The sequence below is a fragment of the Tepidibacter sp. Z1-5 genome, assembly GCF_037844525.1.
Classification (GTDB): Bacteria; Bacillota; Clostridia; order Peptostreptococcales; family Peptostreptococcaceae; genus Tepidibacter_A.
Genome location: NZ_JBBMMD010000021.1, coordinates 1 through 21,010, shown reverse-complemented (window position 1 = coordinate 21,010; position 21,010 = coordinate 1). Strand labels below are relative to the sequence as shown.

General features: G+C 30.8%; 21 protein-coding genes. 7 read left to right on the top strand and 14 right to left on the bottom strand.

Features of this window, described 5'->3' with window-relative positions:
- Nucleotide 1: 1 nt before the first annotated feature.
- The 3 genes from WJW32_RS04920 to WJW32_RS04910 all read right to left on the bottom strand — a co-directional run bounded on the left by WJW32_RS04920 (nt 2) and on the right by WJW32_RS04910 (nt 1,673).
- On the bottom strand, nt 2-574 hold the full coding sequence (locus WJW32_RS04920) for a nucleoside recognition domain-containing protein (protein WP_340255851.1): 573 nt from the start codon (nt 572-574) through the stop codon (nt 2-4).
- A 38-nt stretch (nt 575-612) separates the two neighbouring features.
- Entirely contained in the window at nt 613-846 is a 234-nt protein-coding gene (locus WJW32_RS04915; protein ID WP_340255849.1) for a hypothetical protein, read from the bottom strand.
- Between the two features lie 185 nt (nt 847-1,031).
- Nucleotides 1,032-1,673 (bottom strand): MtnX-like HAD-IB family phosphatase, encoded by a 642-nt coding sequence (locus tag WJW32_RS04910; RefSeq protein ID WP_340255848.1) that lies wholly within the window; start codon nt 1,671-1,673, stop codon nt 1,032-1,034.
- Nucleotides 1,674-1,861: 188 nt separating this feature from the next.
- Between WJW32_RS04910 and WJW32_RS04905 the strand changes: the two genes are divergently transcribed.
- A complete protein-coding gene (locus WJW32_RS04905) occupies nt 1,862-2,575 on the top strand; it encodes a zinc dependent phospholipase C family protein (protein ID WP_340255845.1) in 714 nt (237 codons plus the stop codon).
- Between the two features lie 152 nt (nt 2,576-2,727).
- On the opposite strand, the gene WJW32_RS04900 is transcribed toward WJW32_RS04905, so the two are convergent.
- A complete protein-coding gene (locus tag WJW32_RS04900) occupies nt 2,728-2,898 on the bottom strand; it encodes a hypothetical protein (RefSeq protein WP_340255843.1) in 171 nt (56 codons plus the stop codon).
- Nucleotides 2,899-3,022: 124 nt separating this feature from the next.
- Between WJW32_RS04900 and WJW32_RS04895 the strand changes: the two genes are divergently transcribed.
- Nucleotides 3,023-4,459, top strand: a complete 1,437-nt coding sequence (locus WJW32_RS04895; RefSeq protein WP_340255840.1) for a nicotinate phosphoribosyltransferase — start codon at nt 3,023-3,025, stop codon at nt 4,457-4,459.
- A gap of 65 nt (nt 4,460-4,524) precedes the next feature.
- Here the strand turns inward: WJW32_RS04895 and trxB (WJW32_RS04890) are convergent, their stop codons facing one another.
- The 9 genes from trxB (WJW32_RS04890) to WJW32_RS04850 all read right to left on the bottom strand — a co-directional run bounded on the left by trxB (WJW32_RS04890) (nt 4,525) and on the right by WJW32_RS04850 (nt 15,130).
- Nucleotides 4,525-5,484, bottom strand: a complete 960-nt coding sequence (trxB, locus tag WJW32_RS04890; protein WP_340255838.1) for a thioredoxin-disulfide reductase — start codon at nt 5,482-5,484, stop codon at nt 4,525-4,527.
- 426 nt (nt 5,485-5,910) lie between these two features.
- Nucleotides 5,911-6,858, bottom strand: coding sequence for a thioredoxin-disulfide reductase (gene trxB / locus WJW32_RS04885; protein ID WP_340255835.1), 948 nt, complete (start codon nt 6,856-6,858; stop codon nt 5,911-5,913).
- A gap of 73 nt (nt 6,859-6,931) precedes the next feature.
- Nucleotides 6,932-8,470: a glycine betaine uptake BCCT transporter gene (locus tag WJW32_RS04880; protein ID WP_340255832.1), complete on the bottom strand. Its 1,539-nt coding sequence runs from the start codon at nt 8,468-8,470 to the stop codon at nt 6,932-6,934.
- Between the two features lie 70 nt (nt 8,471-8,540).
- The gene (gene grdD / locus WJW32_RS04875) at nt 8,541-9,698 is read right to left on the bottom strand and encodes a glycine/sarcosine/betaine reductase complex component C subunit alpha (protein ID WP_340255829.1); all 1,158 of its coding nucleotides are present in this window, start codon (nt 9,696-9,698) and stop codon (nt 8,541-8,543) included.
- An 11-nt stretch (nt 9,699-9,709) separates the two neighbouring features.
- Nucleotides 9,710-11,248 (bottom strand): glycine/sarcosine/betaine reductase complex component C subunit beta, encoded by a 1,539-nt coding sequence (gene grdC / locus WJW32_RS04870; protein ID WP_340255826.1) that lies wholly within the window; start codon nt 11,246-11,248, stop codon nt 9,710-9,712.
- Between the two features lie 175 nt (nt 11,249-11,423).
- Nucleotides 11,424-11,900 (bottom strand): glycine/sarcosine/betaine reductase complex selenoprotein A, encoded by a 477-nt coding sequence (gene grdA, locus WJW32_RS04865; protein ID WP_340255823.1) that lies wholly within the window; start codon nt 11,898-11,900, stop codon nt 11,424-11,426.
- 177 nt (nt 11,901-12,077) lie between these two features.
- Nucleotides 12,078-12,395 carry a thioredoxin TrxA gene (trxA, locus tag WJW32_RS04860; RefSeq protein ID WP_340255820.1) on the bottom strand — a complete coding sequence of 106 codons (318 nt, stop codon included), beginning with the start codon at nt 12,393-12,395 and terminating at the stop codon, nt 12,078-12,080.
- Nucleotides 12,396-12,480: 85 nt separating this feature from the next.
- Nucleotides 12,481-13,791: a betaine reductase selenoprotein B gene (gene grdH, locus WJW32_RS04855; RefSeq protein ID WP_340255817.1), complete on the bottom strand. Its 1,311-nt coding sequence runs from the start codon at nt 13,789-13,791 to the stop codon at nt 12,481-12,483.
- 13 nt (nt 13,792-13,804) lie between these two features.
- Nucleotides 13,805-15,130: a glycine/sarcosine/betaine reductase component B subunit gene (locus WJW32_RS04850; RefSeq protein WP_340255814.1), complete on the bottom strand. Its 1,326-nt coding sequence runs from the start codon at nt 15,128-15,130 to the stop codon at nt 13,805-13,807.
- Between the two features lie 421 nt (nt 15,131-15,551).
- On the opposite strand from WJW32_RS04850, the gene WJW32_RS04845 reads away from it, so the two are divergent.
- The 5 genes from WJW32_RS04845 (at nt 15,552) to WJW32_RS04825 (ending at nt 20,239) form a co-directional block, all read left to right on the top strand.
- Nucleotides 15,552-16,226, top strand: a complete 675-nt coding sequence (locus WJW32_RS04845; protein ID WP_340255811.1) for a TetR family transcriptional regulator — start codon at nt 15,552-15,554, stop codon at nt 16,224-16,226.
- Nucleotides 16,227-16,652: 426 nt separating this feature from the next.
- On the top strand, nt 16,653-18,092 hold the full coding sequence (locus WJW32_RS04840) for a putative glycoside hydrolase (RefSeq protein ID WP_340255808.1): 1,440 nt from the start codon (nt 16,653-16,655) through the stop codon (nt 18,090-18,092).
- 9 nt (nt 18,093-18,101) lie between these two features.
- Nucleotides 18,102-19,157 carry a polysaccharide deacetylase family protein gene (locus WJW32_RS04835; RefSeq protein WP_340255805.1) on the top strand — a complete coding sequence of 352 codons (1,056 nt, stop codon included), beginning with the start codon at nt 18,102-18,104 and terminating at the stop codon, nt 19,155-19,157.
- A gap of 223 nt (nt 19,158-19,380) precedes the next feature.
- Nucleotides 19,381-19,809 (top strand): Lrp/AsnC family transcriptional regulator, encoded by a 429-nt coding sequence (locus WJW32_RS04830; protein ID WP_340255802.1) that lies wholly within the window; start codon nt 19,381-19,383, stop codon nt 19,807-19,809.
- Between the two features lie 235 nt (nt 19,810-20,044).
- Entirely contained in the window at nt 20,045-20,239 is a 195-nt protein-coding gene (locus WJW32_RS04825) for an H-type small acid-soluble spore protein (protein WP_340255799.1), read from the top strand.
- A 364-nt stretch (nt 20,240-20,603) separates the two neighbouring features.
- Here WJW32_RS04825 and WJW32_RS04820 read toward each other — a convergent pair.
- The coding region (locus tag WJW32_RS04820; RefSeq protein ID WP_340255796.1) for a hypothetical protein at nt 20,604-21,010 on the bottom strand (407 nt) is incomplete at its 5' end.

Genomic DNA, 21,010 nt, shown 5'->3' with positions numbered 1-21,010 from the left:
TCTAGTACCTCCTTTGAAGCATTTTGCACGATATTATACCTACTATTGTAGATACACACGTTGCTATTAAGGTGGTAATTATTATTTCATTTGGATTAGATGCACCCTCATCCATTCTTATCTTGAGAACTGTAAATGGAACTAATTGAACGGATGACATATTTATAACCAAAAACATTATCATATCATTTGTTGCTGTATTTTTTTTAGGATTTATTTCTTGAAGCTCCTCCATTGCCTTTAATCCAAATGCAGTAGCACCATTAGAAGCTCCTAGTATATTTAAAGACATATTCATTATCATATAAGAAAGTGCCTTGCTCTTTTTAGGAATAGAAGGAAATAATTTATTCATAACGCAGTATAAAGATTTTCCTATTCTATCTACAAGCCCAGATTCTTTAGCTATATTCATAATTCCCATCCAAAGAGCCATTATACTTATAAGACTTATTACAAATTCTATACCCTTTGAAGCTTCATTCATTATTACCATATTAAGTTCAGGAAGCTTTCCTGTAAATATGCTATTTATTATCCCAATAGAAATCATATAAAACCAAATTTTGTTCATAAAAAAACCCCCTCAGTAATTTTATGAAGGGGGTTACTTTAGTTATTCTTAAAATTTTCAATGTGCCCGCTAATTCCCATTAAAAATCCTAAATCATATAAAAATCCTCTATTATTAGTTTCATAGATACGTACTTTCGGATTTATAAAACTAATAAAAAATGTAATAGGAACTATAATTCCATGCCATAGCCCAGCTAAAAATCCAGCCGGTCTAGCATCTGGTAATTTATACTTTGAGTTAGGCCCTGCTATAGATAAAATATTTGCCAAAGTTCTCACCCCTGAGGTTTTTTCTTGAATTTATTACAAACGCTAATAGACTTCATTGTCTGACCTTAGGGAGTTGATGAAGTTTTAGGATATTTAATAAGATGGAATCTGTAGTTCTATCAAAATGTTAACTAAATAGCGGTATTTCAATGTACGTTATTTTTCGCTTAACGTCTAAAATACGCTTATGAAATTATTTCTTTAACTCCACTCAATACATCATCAAAGTTCTCAAACTCTATAAATTCAGTCCCCTTCTCTTTCAAATAACTTGCTAAATCATTTTTTGCAAATATATAATCAGCCTTCTTTGATGCACATTTATCAGAATGTCCATCTCCTATATATATAACCTTTTTATTATCAATATTTATATTATTTATTAAGTTACTCTTACAGTTTCCACATTTTTTACAATCTTCATTCGTATTAGGGTATACACCTAGAAGATTTGATCCTTCAAATTGTAGCATGTTAGAAAAACTCATAAGCCCTTCTATATTGTTATTTTCTAGTATATGGTCTATATTAAAATCAAATCCATCGCTTATTATATAAAATTCTATATATTTTTCTCTTATATAATCCACAAATTCTTTGAACTTAGGATCTATGTCTATTCCTCTTACAAATTCTTCAAGCTCCATTTCATTTGTATTCATCATGTCCAATATTTTTTGGCTTATTTCACGAGCATCACACTTCCCACTCATCCATATTTCATCAAGCTTTCTCCACTGGTCACCTGCAAATTTATCTGCCATAGCGTTAACCGTATCTTCTATTGTTATTGTTCCATCGAAATCGCATATAACTATATATTCCACTTATATACCTCCTCAGATCCCCTGTTCTTATTTAAGTTATCATCTTAATCAAAGCTTATATAATTAATTAAAGCTTACTAAGACTTTAACATATAATTACATATTTTAAAAGTATTGTGTTCTTTTAGAATATTACACTTATATATCGGGTAAAATAGGTTAAATTATAACAGTTAGGGGAGATAATATTGAATCTATTAGAAAAATATTACGGAAAAGTATTACATACTTCTTTTAAAGTTATGAACCCTTTAAAAAAAATAATAATAAATACTCACTGCAAGGTTCATATATTTATAAACATGCAGGCACTAACTATATTAAAAGTAAACCATTACACCAAAGAATATAACTTTTTTTCAAAGCACATAAAAACCATAAATGAAGGAGCTGTTTGGGCAGATCAAGATTTTAAAAGCAATGGTCATTTTTATCACCCTTATAAAAAGAAGGGAATCTATGGTGGAAATAATGCTTTAAGTCTTGCAAAAGGTTATTATAATAAATCTGTGTATTTTTGGAACATAAATAATGTAAATAAATCTATGTTTTATTTAGGTGCGTGTATGCATATAGTTCAGGATATGACTATACCTCAACATGCCAATATAAAACTATTAGATAATCATAAACAGTTTGAAACATTCGTAAAAAAACATCACGATTCTATAAAAGAATTTATATGCAATAAAAAACCTATAATGTTGAGTTCTATAGATAAATTCATCAGGTACAATGCGAGATTTTCTTTGAAGATAAATATAAAATTCAAAAACATTGTAAATACACAAGAAAGATTTTATAAAATATCAAAAAACATTCTTCCGCTAGCTCAAAGAACCACAGCTGGATGTATGGTATTCTTTTATTATAATGTTGTCAAAAAAATAAACGCTGATTAAACAAACTATAATCAGCGTTTATTTTTTAATTACTAGTTTTTTAATCTCCACCTAACTATTGGTAATTTAATAAAACCACCAACTATTTTTAAGCAACGGAGTCTCTTAAGACTCGTTGGCGACATGAGCCATGAATTATCATGTAGCGAATTTTATTCGTCTGCTAATCGGCCATGGCCCTGCTTATAAAAATTGCCCTTTTGAACATTATTCTTTCTATACCCTAAATCAGCTTCATAATAAATATCTCTATCAGCTTCTACACCTTTGTATTCATCCATTATTTCTTTACTATTTTTTAATCTTTTGCTTTCTTTATCCATAATATCACCTCCTATATACGATTATTTTTTCGTTAATTTTTTAATATATACTAATGTTATTGTGAATTTCTGAAAATATTGATAAAATCTAAAATGTAGCTACAAATGGAAAGGATGATAAATTATGCGAAATTTAACTTTACTTACCGACCTATATCAGTTAACTATGATGAATGGCTATTTTAATAAAAATATACATGAAGATCTAGTTGTATTCGATATGTTTTTTAGAAAAAATCCTTGTAATGGAGGTTATACTATAGTTTGTGGTATACAGCAACTAGTTGATTACATAAATAGCTTAAAATTTGAAGACGATGATTTAGATTATCTAAAAAAACTAAACTTATTCTCTGATGATTTTTTAAATCTATTGAAAAACTTTAAATTTACAGGAGATATATACTCAGTTGAAGAAGGGTCTGTAATGTTTCCTAATGAACCTATAATAAGAATAAAAGCTCCTTTATATCAAGCTCAGCTTATAGAAACTACACTTCTTAACATAATTAACTTTCAATCATTGATAGCTACCAAGGCCTCTCGTGTTTGCTTTGCAGCTGATGGAGATTCTATATCAGAATTTGGTCTAAGACGTGCACAAGGACCTGATGCAGGTATTTATGGGTCTCGTGCTGCTATTATAGGTGGTTGTTCTAACACTGCAAATGTACTTGCTGGTCAAATGTTTGATATTCCTGTTATAGGTACTCATGCTCATAGCTGGGTTCAAAAATTTGATTCTGAGTTAGAAAGCTTTAGAGCTTACGCTAGTGTATATCCCGAAAAAGTTCTTTTACTAGTCGATACTTACAACGTTTTAGATAGCGGTATACCTAATGCTATTAAGGTATTCAAAGAACTTAGAGAACAAGGTCATGAGCCTATTGGAATAAGACTTGACTCAGGAGATCTTGAGTATTTATCTAAACAAGCTAAGAAAATGCTTGATGAAGCTGGATTTGAGAATCTATCAATAGTTGCTTCAAATGACTTAGATGAATATAAAATAACTCATCTTAAAAATTCAGGAGCTAAGATAAATAGTTGGGGAGTTGGAACAAAACTCATAACTTCTAGTGATTGCCCTTCTCTTGGAGGAGTTTATAAGCTTTGTGCTTCTGATGATGGAAACGGAGTTGTTCCTAAAATCAAAATATCTGAAGATCCAGAGAAAATAAACAATCCAGGTTATAAGAAAGTAGTTAGAATATATAATAAATCAAAAAAAGCAGAAGCAGATGTTATAATGCTAGATGAAGAAAATATAGATACAAGTAAGCCTCTTACAATATTTCATCCTATTCATACTTGGAAAAAGAAAACATTTAAAAATTATTCAATAAAAGAATTATTAAAACCATTGTTCTTAAATGGTAAATGTGTTCATGAACAAAAGAGCGTTATGGAAATAAGAGAATTTGCAAAACAAGAATTAAATACATTGTGGAAACAATATAGAAGAATAGAATCTCCCGAAGTATATAAAGTAGACTTATCTTTAGACCTTTGGAACCTTAAAACTGAAATGATAAAAGAAAAGAAAAAAGAAAGCTTGTAAAATTATAAGCTTTCTTTTCTTTAAATAAATTATAAAATGAGTGTGTAAATAAACTATTCGTTAACCTAAACCAAACTACATTCTTTATCAAAATTATTTTCAATATACTTTTCAGCCATTACTGTAGCAGTTGCACCATCTCCGCAAGCACTAACTACTTGTCTTAACACCTTAACTCTGCAATCTCCTGCTGCATATATTCCTTCAACATTAGTCTCCATATTTGGACTAGTTAGTATGTATCCACGCTCTAGCTCTACTTTTCCATCAAATAATTTAGTTTGAGGAGCAAATCCTACAAATATGAATACTCCAAAAGTTCCATCTTCTTTATCAGCTTCATATTCAGTAATTTCACCTGTTTCTAAATTTCTAAGAGTCATAGCTTCTAATCTTTTATCACCTTTTAATTCTGTTATTTCCATGTTCCACTTAACTTCTACCTTATCATGATCTAACACTTTAGCTTGTACAGATTTTGCCGCTGTAAGATGATTGGATCTTGATAATATAGTTACTTTTCTTGCAAACTTAGTTAAGAACATTGCTTCTTCACAGGCTGAATTTCCTCCACCAACTACGAATACCTCTAAATCAGTAAAGAATTCTCCATCACAAGTAGCACAATAACTAACTCCTTTTCCTTTTAACTCTTTTTCTCCAGGTATATTAAGCATTCTTGGGCTAGCTCCAGTTGCTATAACTACAGCTTTTGCTCTATATTCTTCTTTTTTACCTTTTAAAACTTTTATTTTATCATCAAATTCAACTTCTTCAATAGTATCCTTTACTCTTTTCGCTCCAAACTCTTCACATTGTTCTTCCATTCTAGCTATTAAGCTTGGTCCACTAGCATTTCGTATAGATCCTGGATAGTTAGCAACTTCATTAGTAGTAAATATTTGTCCACCAGCTCTATCTTTTTCTATTATAAGAGTATTCATTTTTGCTCTAGCTCCATATAGTCCTGCTGATAACCCCCCTGGTCCAGCTCCTATTACTATTAAGTCATATACATCTGACATAAAACTCCATCTCCCTTTAATATAGTTAAAAATATAACCCTTTTATATATTATTTCGACATTTTACATTTTTTCCCTCTAAATTTGTAAAATTTTTTTATGACTTATATTAACTACATCAATATACCACTCCAAGAAGTAATCCAGAAGCCATCATACCTAAAACAAATGTAGCAAAGTCTGCTTATGTTACGTACTAATTCATAGGTGGTTTCAAAACTTAATTCTCAAATAGAGCTTTAAGCTAAGATAAAAATATATAAAGCTCCATAGGAAATAAATAATCCATGTTATAAGAAACTAAAGCGATAAAAAACAAGAAAAAAGATAGCTTATAATTTCACAAGCTATCTTTTTTCTTGTCTTTAAATAAATTATAAAATTCTCAACTTATCTACATAAACCATACGTTAGCATTAATCAAATTTTATTCTTCGTCAAAGTTATTTTCGATATACTTCTCAGCCATTACTGTAGCAGTTGCTCCATCTCCACAAGCAGTAACAACTTGTCTTAACACTTTAACTCTACAATCTCCTGCTGCATAAACTCCTTCAACATTAGTCTCCATGTTTGAACTAGTTGGTATATATCCACGATCTAATTCTATTTTACCTTCAAATAACTTAGTTTGAGGTGCAAATCCTATGAATATGAATACTCCGAAAGTTCCATCTTCTTCGTCAGCTTCATGCTCAGTAATTTCACCAGTTTCTAAATTTCTAAGAGTCATATATTCTAATATTCCATCACCCTTTAACTCAGTGATTTCTACATTCCACTTAATTTCTATCTTATCATTACTTAAAACCTTAGCTTGTATAGATTTTGCAGCAGTAAGCTCAGGATCTCTTGATAATATAGTTACTTTTCTTGCAAACTTAGTTAAGAACATTGCTTCTTCACAAGCTGAATCTCCTCCACCAACTACGAATACCTCTAAGTCAGTAAAGAATGCTCCATCACAAGTAGCACAGTAAGTAACCCCTTTACCTGTTAACTCTTTTTCTCCAGGTATATTAAGCTTTCTTGGAGTAGCTCCAGTTGCTATAACTACAGCTTTTGCTTTGTATTCTTCTTTTTTACCTTTCAAAACTTTTATTTTTCCATCGAAATCTACATCTTCAATAGTGTCCTTTACTCTTTTAGCTCCAAACTCTTCACATTGCTCTACCATTCTAGCTATTAAACTTGGTCCTGTAGCATTTTGTATAGATCCTGGATAGTTAGCAACTTCATCAGTAGTAGCTATTTGTCCACCAGTTCTATCTTTTTCTATTATAAGAGTATTCATTTTTGCTCTAGCTCCGTATAATCCTGCTGATAACCCTCCTGGTCCAGCTCCTATTACTATTAAATCATATACCATAGACATAAATTTCATCTCCCTTTAATATACTTAATATTATAAGTTTTTATAATATTCCGACATTTTTTCGTATATTTCTTTATTGTTTTTCACTTATTTTTTGTTCTTTATAGCTTTGGTTTACAGCATCAAGGTCTTCATTCTTAAGCTCTTTAATCAATGATATACATCCTAAAATCATTATTACCGCAAGCGGGAATGCCGCTGCTATAGATGCTATTTGAAGTGTTGAAAGTCCTCCTCCAAGTAAGAGTCCAAAAGCCATTGCAGATTGTATAAGTCCCCAAATAACCTTTCTCTTAGTAGATGGATTTAAATCTCCATTAGAAGACATCATACCTAAAACGAATGTAGCAGAGTCTGCTGATGTAACGAAGAATGTACAAAGAAGTACTACCGCTACTAAAGATATTATCTTTCCAAGTGGATAGTAACTCATTACCACGAAGAAAGCTGTTTCTGTAACTTTTACAGCTTCTGTTGCTATATCTAGTCCTAAGTTAACTCCTAAAGTTCCAAATACTGCAAACCATATGAAACTTCCAAGAGTTGGTACTAAAAGAACTCCTATTATAAATTCTCTTATAGTTCTTCCTTTTGATATACGAGCTATGAACGTTCCAACGAATGGTGCCCATGCAATCCACCAAGCCCAGTAGAATAAAGTCCATCCACCTAACCATGAATTATCTCCAAATGCATTAATACGGAAACTATAAGGTATAAAGTCGCCTAAGTATTGTCCAAGTCCAGCAGTAAATGCATTTATTATTTTCACAGTAGGACCAAGTAAGAACGCTAACACCATTAATACGAAAGCTATCCCTAAGTTAAGATTTGATAAGAATTTAATCCCTTTATCAAGTCCTGTAACTGCTGATAACATGAATAATATAGTAACTATTACTATTATTATTATTTGCGATGTAATATTTGCTGGAATTCCGAATAAGTGATTAAGTCCACTGTTTATTTGAAGTGTTCCAAGTCCTAAAGATGTTGCAACTCCTGCAACAGTTGCAAATATAGCTATTATATCTATAACTTTACCAAGTACTCCATTAACTCTTTTTTCACCAAATAGAGGTATGAATATACTACTTATAAGGCCTGGTGTATTTTTTCTAAATTGGAAATATGCAAGAGCTAGAGCTAATACACTATATCCTGCCCACGGATGAAATCCCCAATGGAAGAAAGAAGTTTGAATAGCAAGTTGAGCAGCTTCTGATGATCCTGCTTCAGCAAGTCCAAGAGGTGGGTTTACAAAGTGATTAAGAGGCTCTGCAACTCCCCAGAATACAAGTCCTATACCCATTCCTGCACTAAATAACATAGCAAACCATGAAACATATGAATAATCTGGTGTTGAATCATCTGGTCCAAGTTTTACATTTCCATACTTACTAAAAGCTAATCCTACTGCAACTAACACGAAAAAGAACATTCCCATTAGATACATCCATCCAAAGTTATCTCTTAAAAATACATAAAGTCCATTAGCAGCATTTCCAAAGCTTTTATTAGCTATAAGAGCCCATGCAACAATTCCTAAAACAACTGCTACTGATATATAAAACACTAAATTATCATTATTTTTATTAGTCTTATTAGTCAAATAAATTCCTCCTTTAAATGCTAGGAGATATATACATATATCTCCTAGTGCTGTCTTTAGGGGTTAATTCTTAACTTACGTAACCTTCTTTTTTTAGTATTTCAAAAGCAGCATCAACCTTAGCTTCATTTATCATAACTATCGGTCCAGTACATCCCATACCACTTTCTGCATATACACCATTTTTCCATAAAGCCTTAACAGCATCTTCAAGATCTAATATATCAATACCAGAAACTGAACCTGTTACTATTTCTTTATCTGGTGCTGCAACTTCTTCTTCATCTTTTTTCTTTTCTTTAGTTAAAGAAGCTAATACATCACAAAGCTTTGCATTTTTTGCAGCTTTGAATTCATCTTTAGCAACTTCTTTTATATTACCTTTTGCAACTTGTCCTGCATAAGCTATTGCATTGGCTACAACTGGTACTCCAGATGCTCTTGAAAGTATTAATATAGTTCTTCCATATCCTTCTCCAACACCAGGACCATATCCAAATCCCATAGCTTCATAGCTTCCACCAGTATTAAATGATGAAAATACCTTCATAAGAAGATTACCTGTTAATGTATCTGTAACCATTACATCTGGTGTTCCTGTTAATAGATCATTCCCTCTCATAACAGCTCCGCCGTCAGCTCTTAATGATTCAGTAAAGTTAACCTTGTATCCATTCTCATTTAATTCTTTTAAAGCCTTCTCTACTTGTCTAGCTCCATCTAGGTTTAATATCCCCACAGTAGGATCTTTGATTCCTAAAGATTTTGCTGTTATTATTCCGTATAAAGCATTCTTTACCATAGCTTCAACTCTATGAGCTGATGAAGTTCCTGTTGTAGTAGCTATGATCATTTCTTTTCCTATTCCAGGAGTTACAACTCTACCTACAGTAGATACTCCTATTGGGAAATTGTAATGCATAGTTACACAAGAATCTATTTCTTTAGAATCTAAAAGTTTTTCCATAACCTTATGTTGCTCATCTTCTGTATTTGCTTCTACTACTTTAAGATTTGTATCAACTTTAGGTCCTATTAGTACTACTTCTATTGACTTATCTCTACTTTGAGCAAGTTCTGCTCCTTTTAGTATATTGTCAACACCATGTTCGCTTCCAAGAAGAGTTATTCCAACTCTTTTCTTTTCACCAAACTGTCCACTCTCTATAGCATCTGCAATATCATTAAATGCTTTTCCTATTATATTCTTTAAGTTCTTATCACTCATTAATATCACCTCTATTCAGCTGATAAATGTGATGCAAATTCTCTCATGGCCTCAGCTATCATTATTTTAACGCTTTCGCTAGAAACTCCTTGTTCTTGATCTACTTTACCATCATTCTTTTCTATAACTATTGATACTCCATCAAATAGGTTAGTCATGCGTCCAAGGAATAAACTTCCTTTTCCAACTACCATAGCTCTGTTTATTTCATCGTTTAACATAGCTTCTCTTGCAAAACCTACATACGGTACTCCAGATGGTATGTGTCCTTGAGTCGGAGCCCAGCCTGGCATTCCATGATCTTTAACAAAGTTCATAAGATCTTTCTTTTCAATATCTTTTCTCTTAACTCCTAAAGCACCTATCATCTTGTAGTTAGATGTTGGTACATCTCCTGCTCCTGCTGGCTTAGTTATATCAGGATTTTGCATCTCTACTGAATACTTATCTATATCAGTTATCTTTAAGTTACCTTTATCAAGAGGCATAGTTATTAATGAAGTTATTACAGCTTGAGGAGAAGATCCTGTTCCAACTGTATGTCTTCCAACTAAGTCAGTTCTTAAAACTGGATTTACTCCATCATTTTTACTTACAAGTATTGCAAATCCTCCAAGTACATCCTCAAGTATAGGCATTTCTTTTTTTACATGGTCTTTTCCGTTCATTCCAAGTTTTGCAGTAGCTCCACCTGCAACTATAACCACATTATCATATACTCCAGCTTTAACAAGAGCTGCAGCTTCTATTAATGCATGAGTAGGGGCAGCACAGAATCCTCTGGTATCAGAACCAGTTGCATTAACACATCCTGCAACCTCAGCTATAGCTTTTGCGAAATTTCCTCCACCTCTTTGGTTAATATCTCCACAAGCTTCTTCTGAACACTCAACAACATAGTCAATTTCCTGTGGATCTATATTATTTTTATCTAATAGGTTAAGCATAGCAACTACTCCCGATGCTTTAACTACTAAGTTTTCAAATATTATATGTGCATTTAAGTTAGGATCTATATTATGGGCTGCTTTTACACAACCAACTATTTTTCCATCGTTATATAAAGCTTCAGCGTGATTTTCATTTATAAATTTCTCTATAGTAGCTAATTCATCGCCTTCTTTTATTTTGTTTACTAACTCATCTTTAATTAAAGGATGAGTTTCTAATTTTTCTTTTACACTTTTAGCAAAATTATTTTCAAGCATTACTAAATCAAATACATCTACACATTGTAAAAGTCCTATAAATTCTTCTTGAGGCATTATTTCTCCAAATTTACCAAATCTATCAGTTTTATCGCTTTCCTTGTCAAACCAAGGACTTTCAACTTTTCCTAGTTCTTCTGGAGTCATGTTTCCTATATACGTTTGGTTAGGTAAATATTTTACAACTTCTTCAAAACTTCTTAAATGTTTTGGTAACTCTTTTAAATATTCCGATTCTGGATTTACTATTCTTTCAGTTACTTGAGTTGATCCATTGTGAATTATCATATCTGGGGTATGTACAAGTATGTACCCACTTCCCTTCACTACAGCATAAGACATTACATTCACCTCCGCGTTATTATGAAACTACCTTATTAATATTTTGTATTTTTAAATCTTTATATCCTTATTCCATGTCAAATGACATATATTTAACAAGTTTTTTGTATAAAAAGGAGTGATATACTATACCACTCCTTTATTTAATTTAAGCTATTAAATCCATAATGCTTAATTAATCATTAAATTTACAGAATTCGTCTCTTATGTTTTTCATTTCTTCTACTATTTCATCTACTTCAAGAACCATTTCCATCATACCGATTTGATCCTCATATACAGATGCATCAACCTCACCTTTGAACTTGTCCTCTACAGCGTGATATGCTCTAAGTCCAAGTTCTACTCCTGCAAGTGGTCCTGCAAAAGTTGGATCTCCTGCAGTTACTGTTTCGGCTGCTAGACCAGCAGCTTCAGCTTCAGCGGCACCTAAAAGAACAACAATGTTTTCAGCTCCATGCTTCTCAGTTAAATCCTTAACACGTTGTTGGTTCTCTAGATCCATCGCTCCTGCAGCAGTTCAGACAAAACACTCAGTAGATGAGAATACAACCTCTGCTCCAGTACCTTTTAGACACTCTTCCATAGCAGGGCCAGGTATTCCATCTCTGTCACCAATTACGATGACTTTTTTTCCATCATAAAATCCCATGACTATACATCCTCTCTTTTTTGTATTTTTTTAATTTCATTTTATAATTAATTTCAAATTGTAACCTAAATTATAAAAAAGTCTTTATTTATAAAATTTCACTTGTAGACTTTTTTGAAACTCATAACGAAAATTATACATATTTATAATTCTTAAAGAAATATAATTCCCTATTAGTTATAAGTACTTTTTAATCATTTCTTCTATATTTTCAGCTGTTGCATCATCCTTAGTCAACTCTTCAACTTTCTCTCCATCCTTATAGATAGCTATAGTTGGAAGTCCTAAAACCTTTTGCTTTATAGCAACTCTTCTAGCCTTTGAAGTATCAAGCTTTGCAAATTTTAATTGATCTGCATATTTTTCTGATAATTCAACAACAGTTGGCATAAGAGCTTTACATGGCTCGCAGCTTTCACTCCAAAAGTCTACTAACATACATCCTGTGCTATTTAGAACTTCTTCTTCAAATGTTTTTTTATCTAAAGCTAACATCCAAATCACTCCTTTTATCTATATGGTTCTAGCAAACTAGCAATTTAAATCAAATTACTAGCTCGCTATATTTTTACCCTAAAGTTTATATTTTAACCTTGTAAACAGTTTGATCTTTAGCATCATCAGTTAAAGCCTCAAGTGCTACTCCAACTCTGTGATGTCTTAATTTCCATTGCTCTTCTTTAGTTGTAGATGGATCTCCTAATGGATATGGTATTGATATAGTTGGAACCATCTTGTTAGATCCTACAGTCTTAGCAACTGGTATTAAGTTAGCCATTTGAACTATAGGGAATCCAGCTCTTTCAATTTCTTTTACTATCGTTGCACCGCAACGAGTACAAGTACCTCACGTAGAAGATAAGATAACTGCGTCTACGCCTTCTTTTTTAAAGTATTCAACCATTTCTTTACCCATTCTAGCAGCTTCTGCTTGAGTAGTTCCTGTTCCAACTGTTGTATAGAAGTATTCATGAAGTTTTCCTATTACTCCTTGCTTTTCGTACTCTCTTAAAGAATCTATAGGAACTATAACATTAGGATCAGCATCTGCCGCTGCTGGATCAAATCCTGCATGTATTGTTTTGAATACTCCACTTTCTAATTTATCCATTCCTTCTATACTGTATCTACCCCATCTTGTTGCAGATGCAGACTGTATTCTATCTGGATTATCAACTGGTACTATCCCACCAGTAGTTGCAAAAGCTATAGTAGCTTTTGATAAATCCTTTAAAGGAGCTGCTATTTCTACTCTATCTAATTTAGGAATAGGAAGCTCAGTTACGAACTCTTCTCCATTTATCTTTTTAAGAAGCATTTCAACAACACGCTCAGAAGCTGGCTTTGCATCTTCTAACCAAGTTTGATGTCTGATTCCTCTTACGAAGTATCCTTCTTCTTCAGCTGTTCCTAATTTTTCTCCATTTAATATCTTATTTCCATATGTTGCTATTTTCTTTATATCTTTTCTCATAGCTGCAGCACTTTTTCCACCTGGGAAAATTACTACATCTTTTTTGAACATTTCAACTCCAGGATTTTCTATATGCATAGATGATATAACTGGAACATTAAATTTCTCTTTTACTATTTTAGATATGACTCCACAAGCATTTCCATATCTACCAGCTTGGAATGCAGGCCCTGCAACAAATATATCAAATTCTTTGTCTTCTAAGAATCCTAAAATCATTTTTACTGCTTCTTCTTCATTAGATCCCATGAAGTTATCTCCACATATAATTGTATGAGTAACCTCAGCATCTAACTGCTTATTAAGTTCCATAGCAGGTCCTACTAAGCCCTCTCTAATTTCAGGAACAAAATCAGCCTTATCTTCTCCACCAACTTGTCCGAAAAATTGGTTTACGTAAAGTATTGCTTTTTTCATCTTAGCGACCTCCTTAATATTCTTTCATTGTCTTTGGAGACCATCCTGTAACTTGATCACCACAGAACATTGAGTTATTTTCCATTATTATAGATCCATCTTCCTTAACAGAAGATCCTAATACTTCATCATCTGACCATCCACCAGATAATCCATCTCTTGCTAAAGATTCTAGCTCTCCAATTACAGTTTCCATAGGTGGAAGTTTTATTAATTCTGATACGTTACCGCAAGATACGATAGCATTAGCTTTTTCATCTAATGTAACTAATGGTTGAGAGTTTCCATCTCTACCAGTACACTCATTTGTAAGTCCTACAACTTTGATTCCTTCATTCTCAAGCGCTACCACACAAGCTATGAAGTCAGCATCTGGATTTCCATATCCTTCTTCAGCAACTATAGCAGCATCTGCCCCTAAAGATTTTGCCATTTGAGATACAAATATAGCAGAACGCTCTTTTTGCTCAAGTGCAACATTTAAGTTTGAAGTTATAACTCCTAAGAAGTTTACTGTCTTTCCATGCTCTTGATATAATCTCTTTATAGCAGAGAAGTTTTGGAAGTCATATGTAGACCATTTAGAAGAACAAGGCATAAAACTTCCTGATATTATAGCTCCATCTAATATTTCATTAGGATTCATAAATGTTGGTAGATAACGGTTCATATCCCATCCGTATACCAAATCATTGTATCCCATTTCTTCCATTTGTGATTGACACTGAATTACGAATACCACACTTGGTAAATCATTTACTTCTTTTGATCTCTTAGTTACTGGCTCTAATTCATATGTTTCTACTTCTTCTGGCTCTAATTCTTTAACTGCATTTCCTATATATTCAGCAAGTCTCATACCTGCCCATCTTAAAGCTTTGTTTTTCTTTTGTTGCTCTCTTTTTTCAAAATCTTCATCAGTATCAGCAACTAATACTATATTTTTAAGTTGAGAGAAATAAGTATATTTTGCTCCCTCTCCGCTCATATCTATTAATCCATCTTGGAACCCTCCCCAGTGTTTTCCAACAACTAGCACACTACATCCTTTTAATGCATGCGTTTTCCCGTTTCCAGCTTTTACAAGATCTCCTGTAACCCCTGGGAATAAAGGGTCTCCATTTAATTTAACTCTTGGCTCTATCGCTTCCTTAACAGGCACCAGGCGAACGTTTTCTCCAGGCTTAACAATTTTTAAATCTGCATCAGTTATATGCTCATCTTCTTTTACAAATTCTAAAGCTTCTTCTTTATTAATTGTTAGGATACCATCCTTGTAGAATGTCTTATCTCCAAATACTATATCCTTAACATGAAAATTACCTATTTCTAATTTCACTATTTGACACTCCTTTCATTTTAACTTATTACAGTTTTTTTCGTTAGAATATTCGAATAATTGAAACTTAGGTGAAGCTTGTTAATTTTCAAAAAATTGAACTTAAAAAAATCCCTTTGCGTTTTTACTTTACTTTTTACAATATCCATTTTTCACGAGTTTTATTTAACTCGTTTAACTCATTTGTTGTTAATTAATTAACTTGATTTAATCTTAACATAATCATGATTATATTGCAACATAATTCATAAATTTTTTTTATATTTTTTTAACGAAGTATTGTTTTTTTTAATACATTATGTCTTTTTAAATTTAATTTTTAATATTTTTTTATTATTTATTTTTATTTTTGATTGTATTATATATCTTATAACATGATAAAATACTATTATATAATTATACATATAGGAGGTTTTTTTGTATGAAAATCAAGAACAGCAAAAAACATGCAATGATGGTTTGCTTTATAGACGCTACAGCTAAAATAATAGAAGAAGAAGGTATTGATTATGTAACAATTAGAAAAGTAGCTTCTTTGACTGGATACAATAGTGCTACACTTTATAACTACTTCGAAAACCTAGATCATCTTATATTTTTATCTTGCATGAGGTTTACTAAACCTTATACAGATAATCTACCTAGATACATTGAAAACTGCACTAGTTCAATAGATAGAACCCTTCGTATATGGGAATGTTTTTGCTATTATTCTTTTAGTAATCCTAAAATATTTCATTCTATATTTTTCGCTAAACTAACTAATTCTTTAAACGATTATATAAGGGAATATTATGAAATCTATCCTCAAGAAATAAGCAATTCATATCACAGTATATACTCTATGCTTTTAAAAAATAATATCTATGATAGAGCTTATGTTTTGTTAGATGATTGTGCAAAAGAAGGTTATATAAAAAGAGAAGATATATTAGAAATAAATGAACTTTTTATGCTTATATACAAAGGCATACTCTCTAATATTATAGATAACGAAATACATGTAGATATTTACAAATTTGTATTTAAAACCATGAAATATATTAAGATAAATCTAAATCACTACTTAATAAAAAAACATGAATTGTTCGTGTAATTTTTTATACAATATACCATTTTATGTTTTAGTTTGTTAAATTTATGTCTTTTTGTGCCGTTTCTTGAAAACGTATTCCTATTTTGTCTTTCATTTCCAATTAAAAAGATTCATTTTTTCTTTCATTTTTCAGAATATTCGTCTTTAATTGTATATTTATATTTATCCTAAAGCTAAGAGTTCTAATACTGCATCTTCTTAAAGATGTGGTAATGAACTCTACAGTTTCTGGATTAGTTTCCCCAAATGGAACTTCTCAACTAGAAATTCACACCAAATAAAAACTCTCTCTTAATTAAATTCCATTTTATATTATCCAAAAATAATTCTTTAAAAGCATTTCCATAATATACTCTATTAAACACTCCATATTTGTATTAAAATAATATTATAAAATATTCTAAGACATAAGAAAGGATAATCAATATGAAGAAAAAACATCTAGTTACAGCAGTACTAACCCTGTGCTTTAGTTTTTTGTCAGGATGTAGCCAATCTCCTATAGAAAATAATGTAGGTAAAGAAAAAATACAAACTCAAAACGAACAAAAAGAAGAAGGTAAACAACAAAATATTTTTTACGTTAAACCATCTCAACTAAATGTAAGAGAGTCTCATTCTACCCAATCACCTATAGTTTATAAGTTATCTAGATTCGACAAAGTCGAAAATATAGATAATAATTCTTATGTTGATGAAAATGAACAACAAACTAAATGGTATAATATTAAATTTGTAAATGATAATAATGAGGACAAAACAGGATGGGTATCATCTGAATTTTTAACTCAAAATAAACAAGATCTTTTAAGTGAAAATTTAAAAGGTGTTGATTTATCTAATTATCCTAAAACTTATGAGTATGAAAATAATAAAAGACAAAAGGTAAAAGGGATTTACGTTACAATAAATTCTATTCTTGGAGATAATTTGGATAGATTGATTAAGCTTTGTAATGAAAGCGAAATAAATGCTTTTGTAGTCGATGTTAAAGATGATTATGGAAATATGTTATTTAAAACAAATGCCTCTGAAAAATTTGCTCCAAAAGCAAATGAAAAGGCTGTATCTAAAGAAGATATGTCTAAATTGATAAAAAAATTAAATGAAAATAATATATATTTAATAGCTAGAATAGTTACATTTAAAGATCCTATTTACACAGAGTACTACCCTGAAAGAGCAATTATAAATAAAGAAACTGCTTCAACATTCGTAAGTAAAGACGGTCTAAGATGGGCATCGCCTCACGATAGAAATCTTTGGGAATACGATGTTAGTATTGCAAAAGAAGTAGCTCAAATTGGATTTAATGAAATTCAATTTGATTATGTAAGATTTCCAGCATCTAATGGTGGCAAATTAGATGAAAAACTAGATTATAGAAATAATGATGGAGATACTAGCAAGGCTCAAACTGTTCAAAGCTTTTTGAAATATGCTAAAGAAAATATTTCACCTGAAAATGTATATGTTAGTGCTGATATATTTGGTCTTGTCGGTTCTGTTCCAAATGATATGGGTCTTGGTCAATACTGGGAAGCAGTTAGTAACGTTGTAGATTATGCATGCCCTATGATGTATCCTAGCCATTATGGAAATTCAGTATATGGAATTGATGTTCATGACGCTCATCCTTACGAAACAGTATTTCAATCAGCTAAGGATTCTGTGAATAGAAACAAACATGTAGATAATCCAGCTACTATTAGACCTTGGATACAAGATTTCACAGCATCTTGGGTAAAAGGTTATATTAGATATGATGAACCTCAAGTAAGAGATCAAATAAAAGCTTTAAATGATAACGGAATAGATGAATATATACTTTGGAATGCTGGTAACAGATACAGCTTCGAACAATAAGGAGGACTTATGAAAAATAAAGCTATAATTCTTTTCATTTTGTTGACTTTGTTACTGTCTGGCTGTTCTAAATCGGATGTTTCAAAGAGTGAATCTAATACTTCTAATGAAAACACAGAATCTACGAGTTTGAATGAGTCTAAAGATGAAAATACTACTAATAAAATAAATTATAATGAAGTTAAGCCAAATGAACTAGGAAAAATAATGGTCTTGATGTATCACAATATAGGACAAGATGAATCTACATGGGTTAGAACTCCTGATAATTTTAGAAAAGATCTAAATACTTTATACAAAAAAGGATATCGTGCCATAAGACTTAATGATTATGTAAGTGGAAATATAAATACAAAAGTTGGTTTTACTCCTGTTGTTATAACATTTGATGATGGAAATGAAAATAATTTTAGAGTATTTGAAAAAGATGGTAATATAAAAATTGATCCTAATTGTGCTGTTGGAATTTTGGAAGATTTTAAAAAATCTCATCCTGATTTTGATACTACTGCTACATTCTTTTTAAACTCAAATATATTTAATCAGCCTGAATATGTAGATTATAAGTTGAAATTTTTATTAGAAAATGGCTATGATATAGGAAATCATACTTCATATCACACTGATTTATCAAAGTCGGATAAAGATACTATACAAAATACTATAGTTCAAGAAATAGAGGTTATAAATAAATATATTAAAGATTATCCTATAAATACTTTAGCTTTGCCATTTGGAGGAAAGCCACAGGGAGAAGATTATATATATGCAATTAAAGGAGATTATAATTCTATATCATATGATAATAACGCTGTACTGCTAGTTGGATGGGATCCTTATAAATCTCCTTACCATAAGGACTTTGATTTTAGTAAAATTCACAGAGTTAGAGCTAGTGAAACCAACGTAGACAATGTTGGTCTATATGATTGGCTAAACAAATTCGATGAAAACAAAGAAATAAAGTATATAAGCGATGGTGATCCAACCACGATATGTATACCTGAAACTTATAAAGATGTATTAAATACAGATATACAGGACAAAATTATAATAACTTACTAAGTTGAATTATTCCCAAATATGTCTATGAAAATAACGTTAATATAAATATATTTTCTAGGCATACTTTTTATAATTTCATATTCACTAGAAAAATGTTATAATTAATTTATCGGAAAGTTATTAATTCAGCTAAAAATTGAGATGGAGTAAAAACTCCATCTCAATTAAGTTTTACTTTATATACGTAAATTTTAATCTTTATATTATATAATGGAGGTAATCGATGGATCGTACTGATCGTAAAATTATAAAAATTCTTCAAAGTAACGGAAGAGTTTCAATGAAAGATTTAGGTAATTCAGTAGGTTTAACTTCTCCTGCTGTTTCCGAAAGAGTTAAACGTTTAGAGGAAAATGGAATAATCTCAGGATATAAAGCTATAATAAATCCTAAAAAGTTAAACAAAAATGTGAGTGCTTTTATAAATATATCTCTTCCAGCGGATAGATACTCTCATTTTGTTGATTTTGCAAATAATAATGATAGCATAGTAGAATGTCACCATATAACAGGTCAAGGCTGTGTTATTATCAAGGTTATGGTACCTAATATGGATGATCTTGAAGATTTAATAGATACTATTAAGCAAATGGGCAGTACTCAAACCCATATTATACTTTCCTCTCCTATAGAATCTAAATCTATATTATAAAAAAGTCTTTCTTTCAAAAGATTTCAAATGTAGACTTTTTTGAAATTCGTAACGGAAATTATATTTATCTACAATTTAAATAGGAATATCAATTTCCTACTCATTATAAAAAATATGTCTATAAAAATACCTAAAAAGCAACTGCTTGTATTTTTATAGGCATATTTTTGTGATAAATAAATACTTTTACATATTATTGTTTAATTTAGAAATAATAATGTGAGGAGGTGTATCTATGATTCTAAGAAGAGTTACTGAAATATTACAATCTAATGATAATATTGAGGTTCTGTATAAAGATGAACCTATATGGATTGAAAATCTTGATAGTAGAACAAAAACGGCTTATGTGAAAAGTATAGATAACGATAAAAGAATGGTAGTTCCTATTATTGAGTTAGTTGAAAATGAAAATATAGTAAGACATTAAAAATACTTACTGATTAACTTAATCTACCCATGTTATCTATAAGTTGAGAAATTATTTAATGTGGTAATCAAAAACTATCTATGAAAATACAAAAACAATAACATTATCATTTACTTCTCAGGATTATTATCCAGATGAAGAGATGATTATATAAGAAGCTTAAGAAATTCTAGGAATATATATCCAGAGCATAAAGGTGAATTTTGGGATGCTTCTAGATATATAAATGATAAAAACATAAAAGATAAATACTATTTGATTAAAACCGGAGACATAATAGGAGATTTATTATTAGCAGTAGATAAAAAAAGTAAGGTCAAGTATTTTACTAATACCTAACCTTACTTTTATTTAAATACATTTTTTATCCAAGTAGTCCTTTTTCTTTATAATCTTTAGTATTTTCTATTGCTTTCTTTGTACTTTCTTCATCTGTATAACTAAAACCTGATACTTTTTTTGAAGCTGATTCTACTGAAACAGTTACAACCTTATTTTCCCCATATTTATATGCAATAGTGCATAATGATGGATCCATTCTTACATCTCCTAAGAACTCTAATTTTTCTGCATTGTCTACTAGTTTGTTTTTCTTTATATAATCTAATACAATTTTCTTTGCATCTTCTGTTTTTATTTCTTGTTCCTTTGTACAAGTTCTATTTGCATCTATTATTGATATTCCCATTATTTGTCCGCTTTTTTCGTCTATTCCTATACAATAACCTATACCCTTATGAATATCTTCATTATACTTATCTAGCTCAGCAT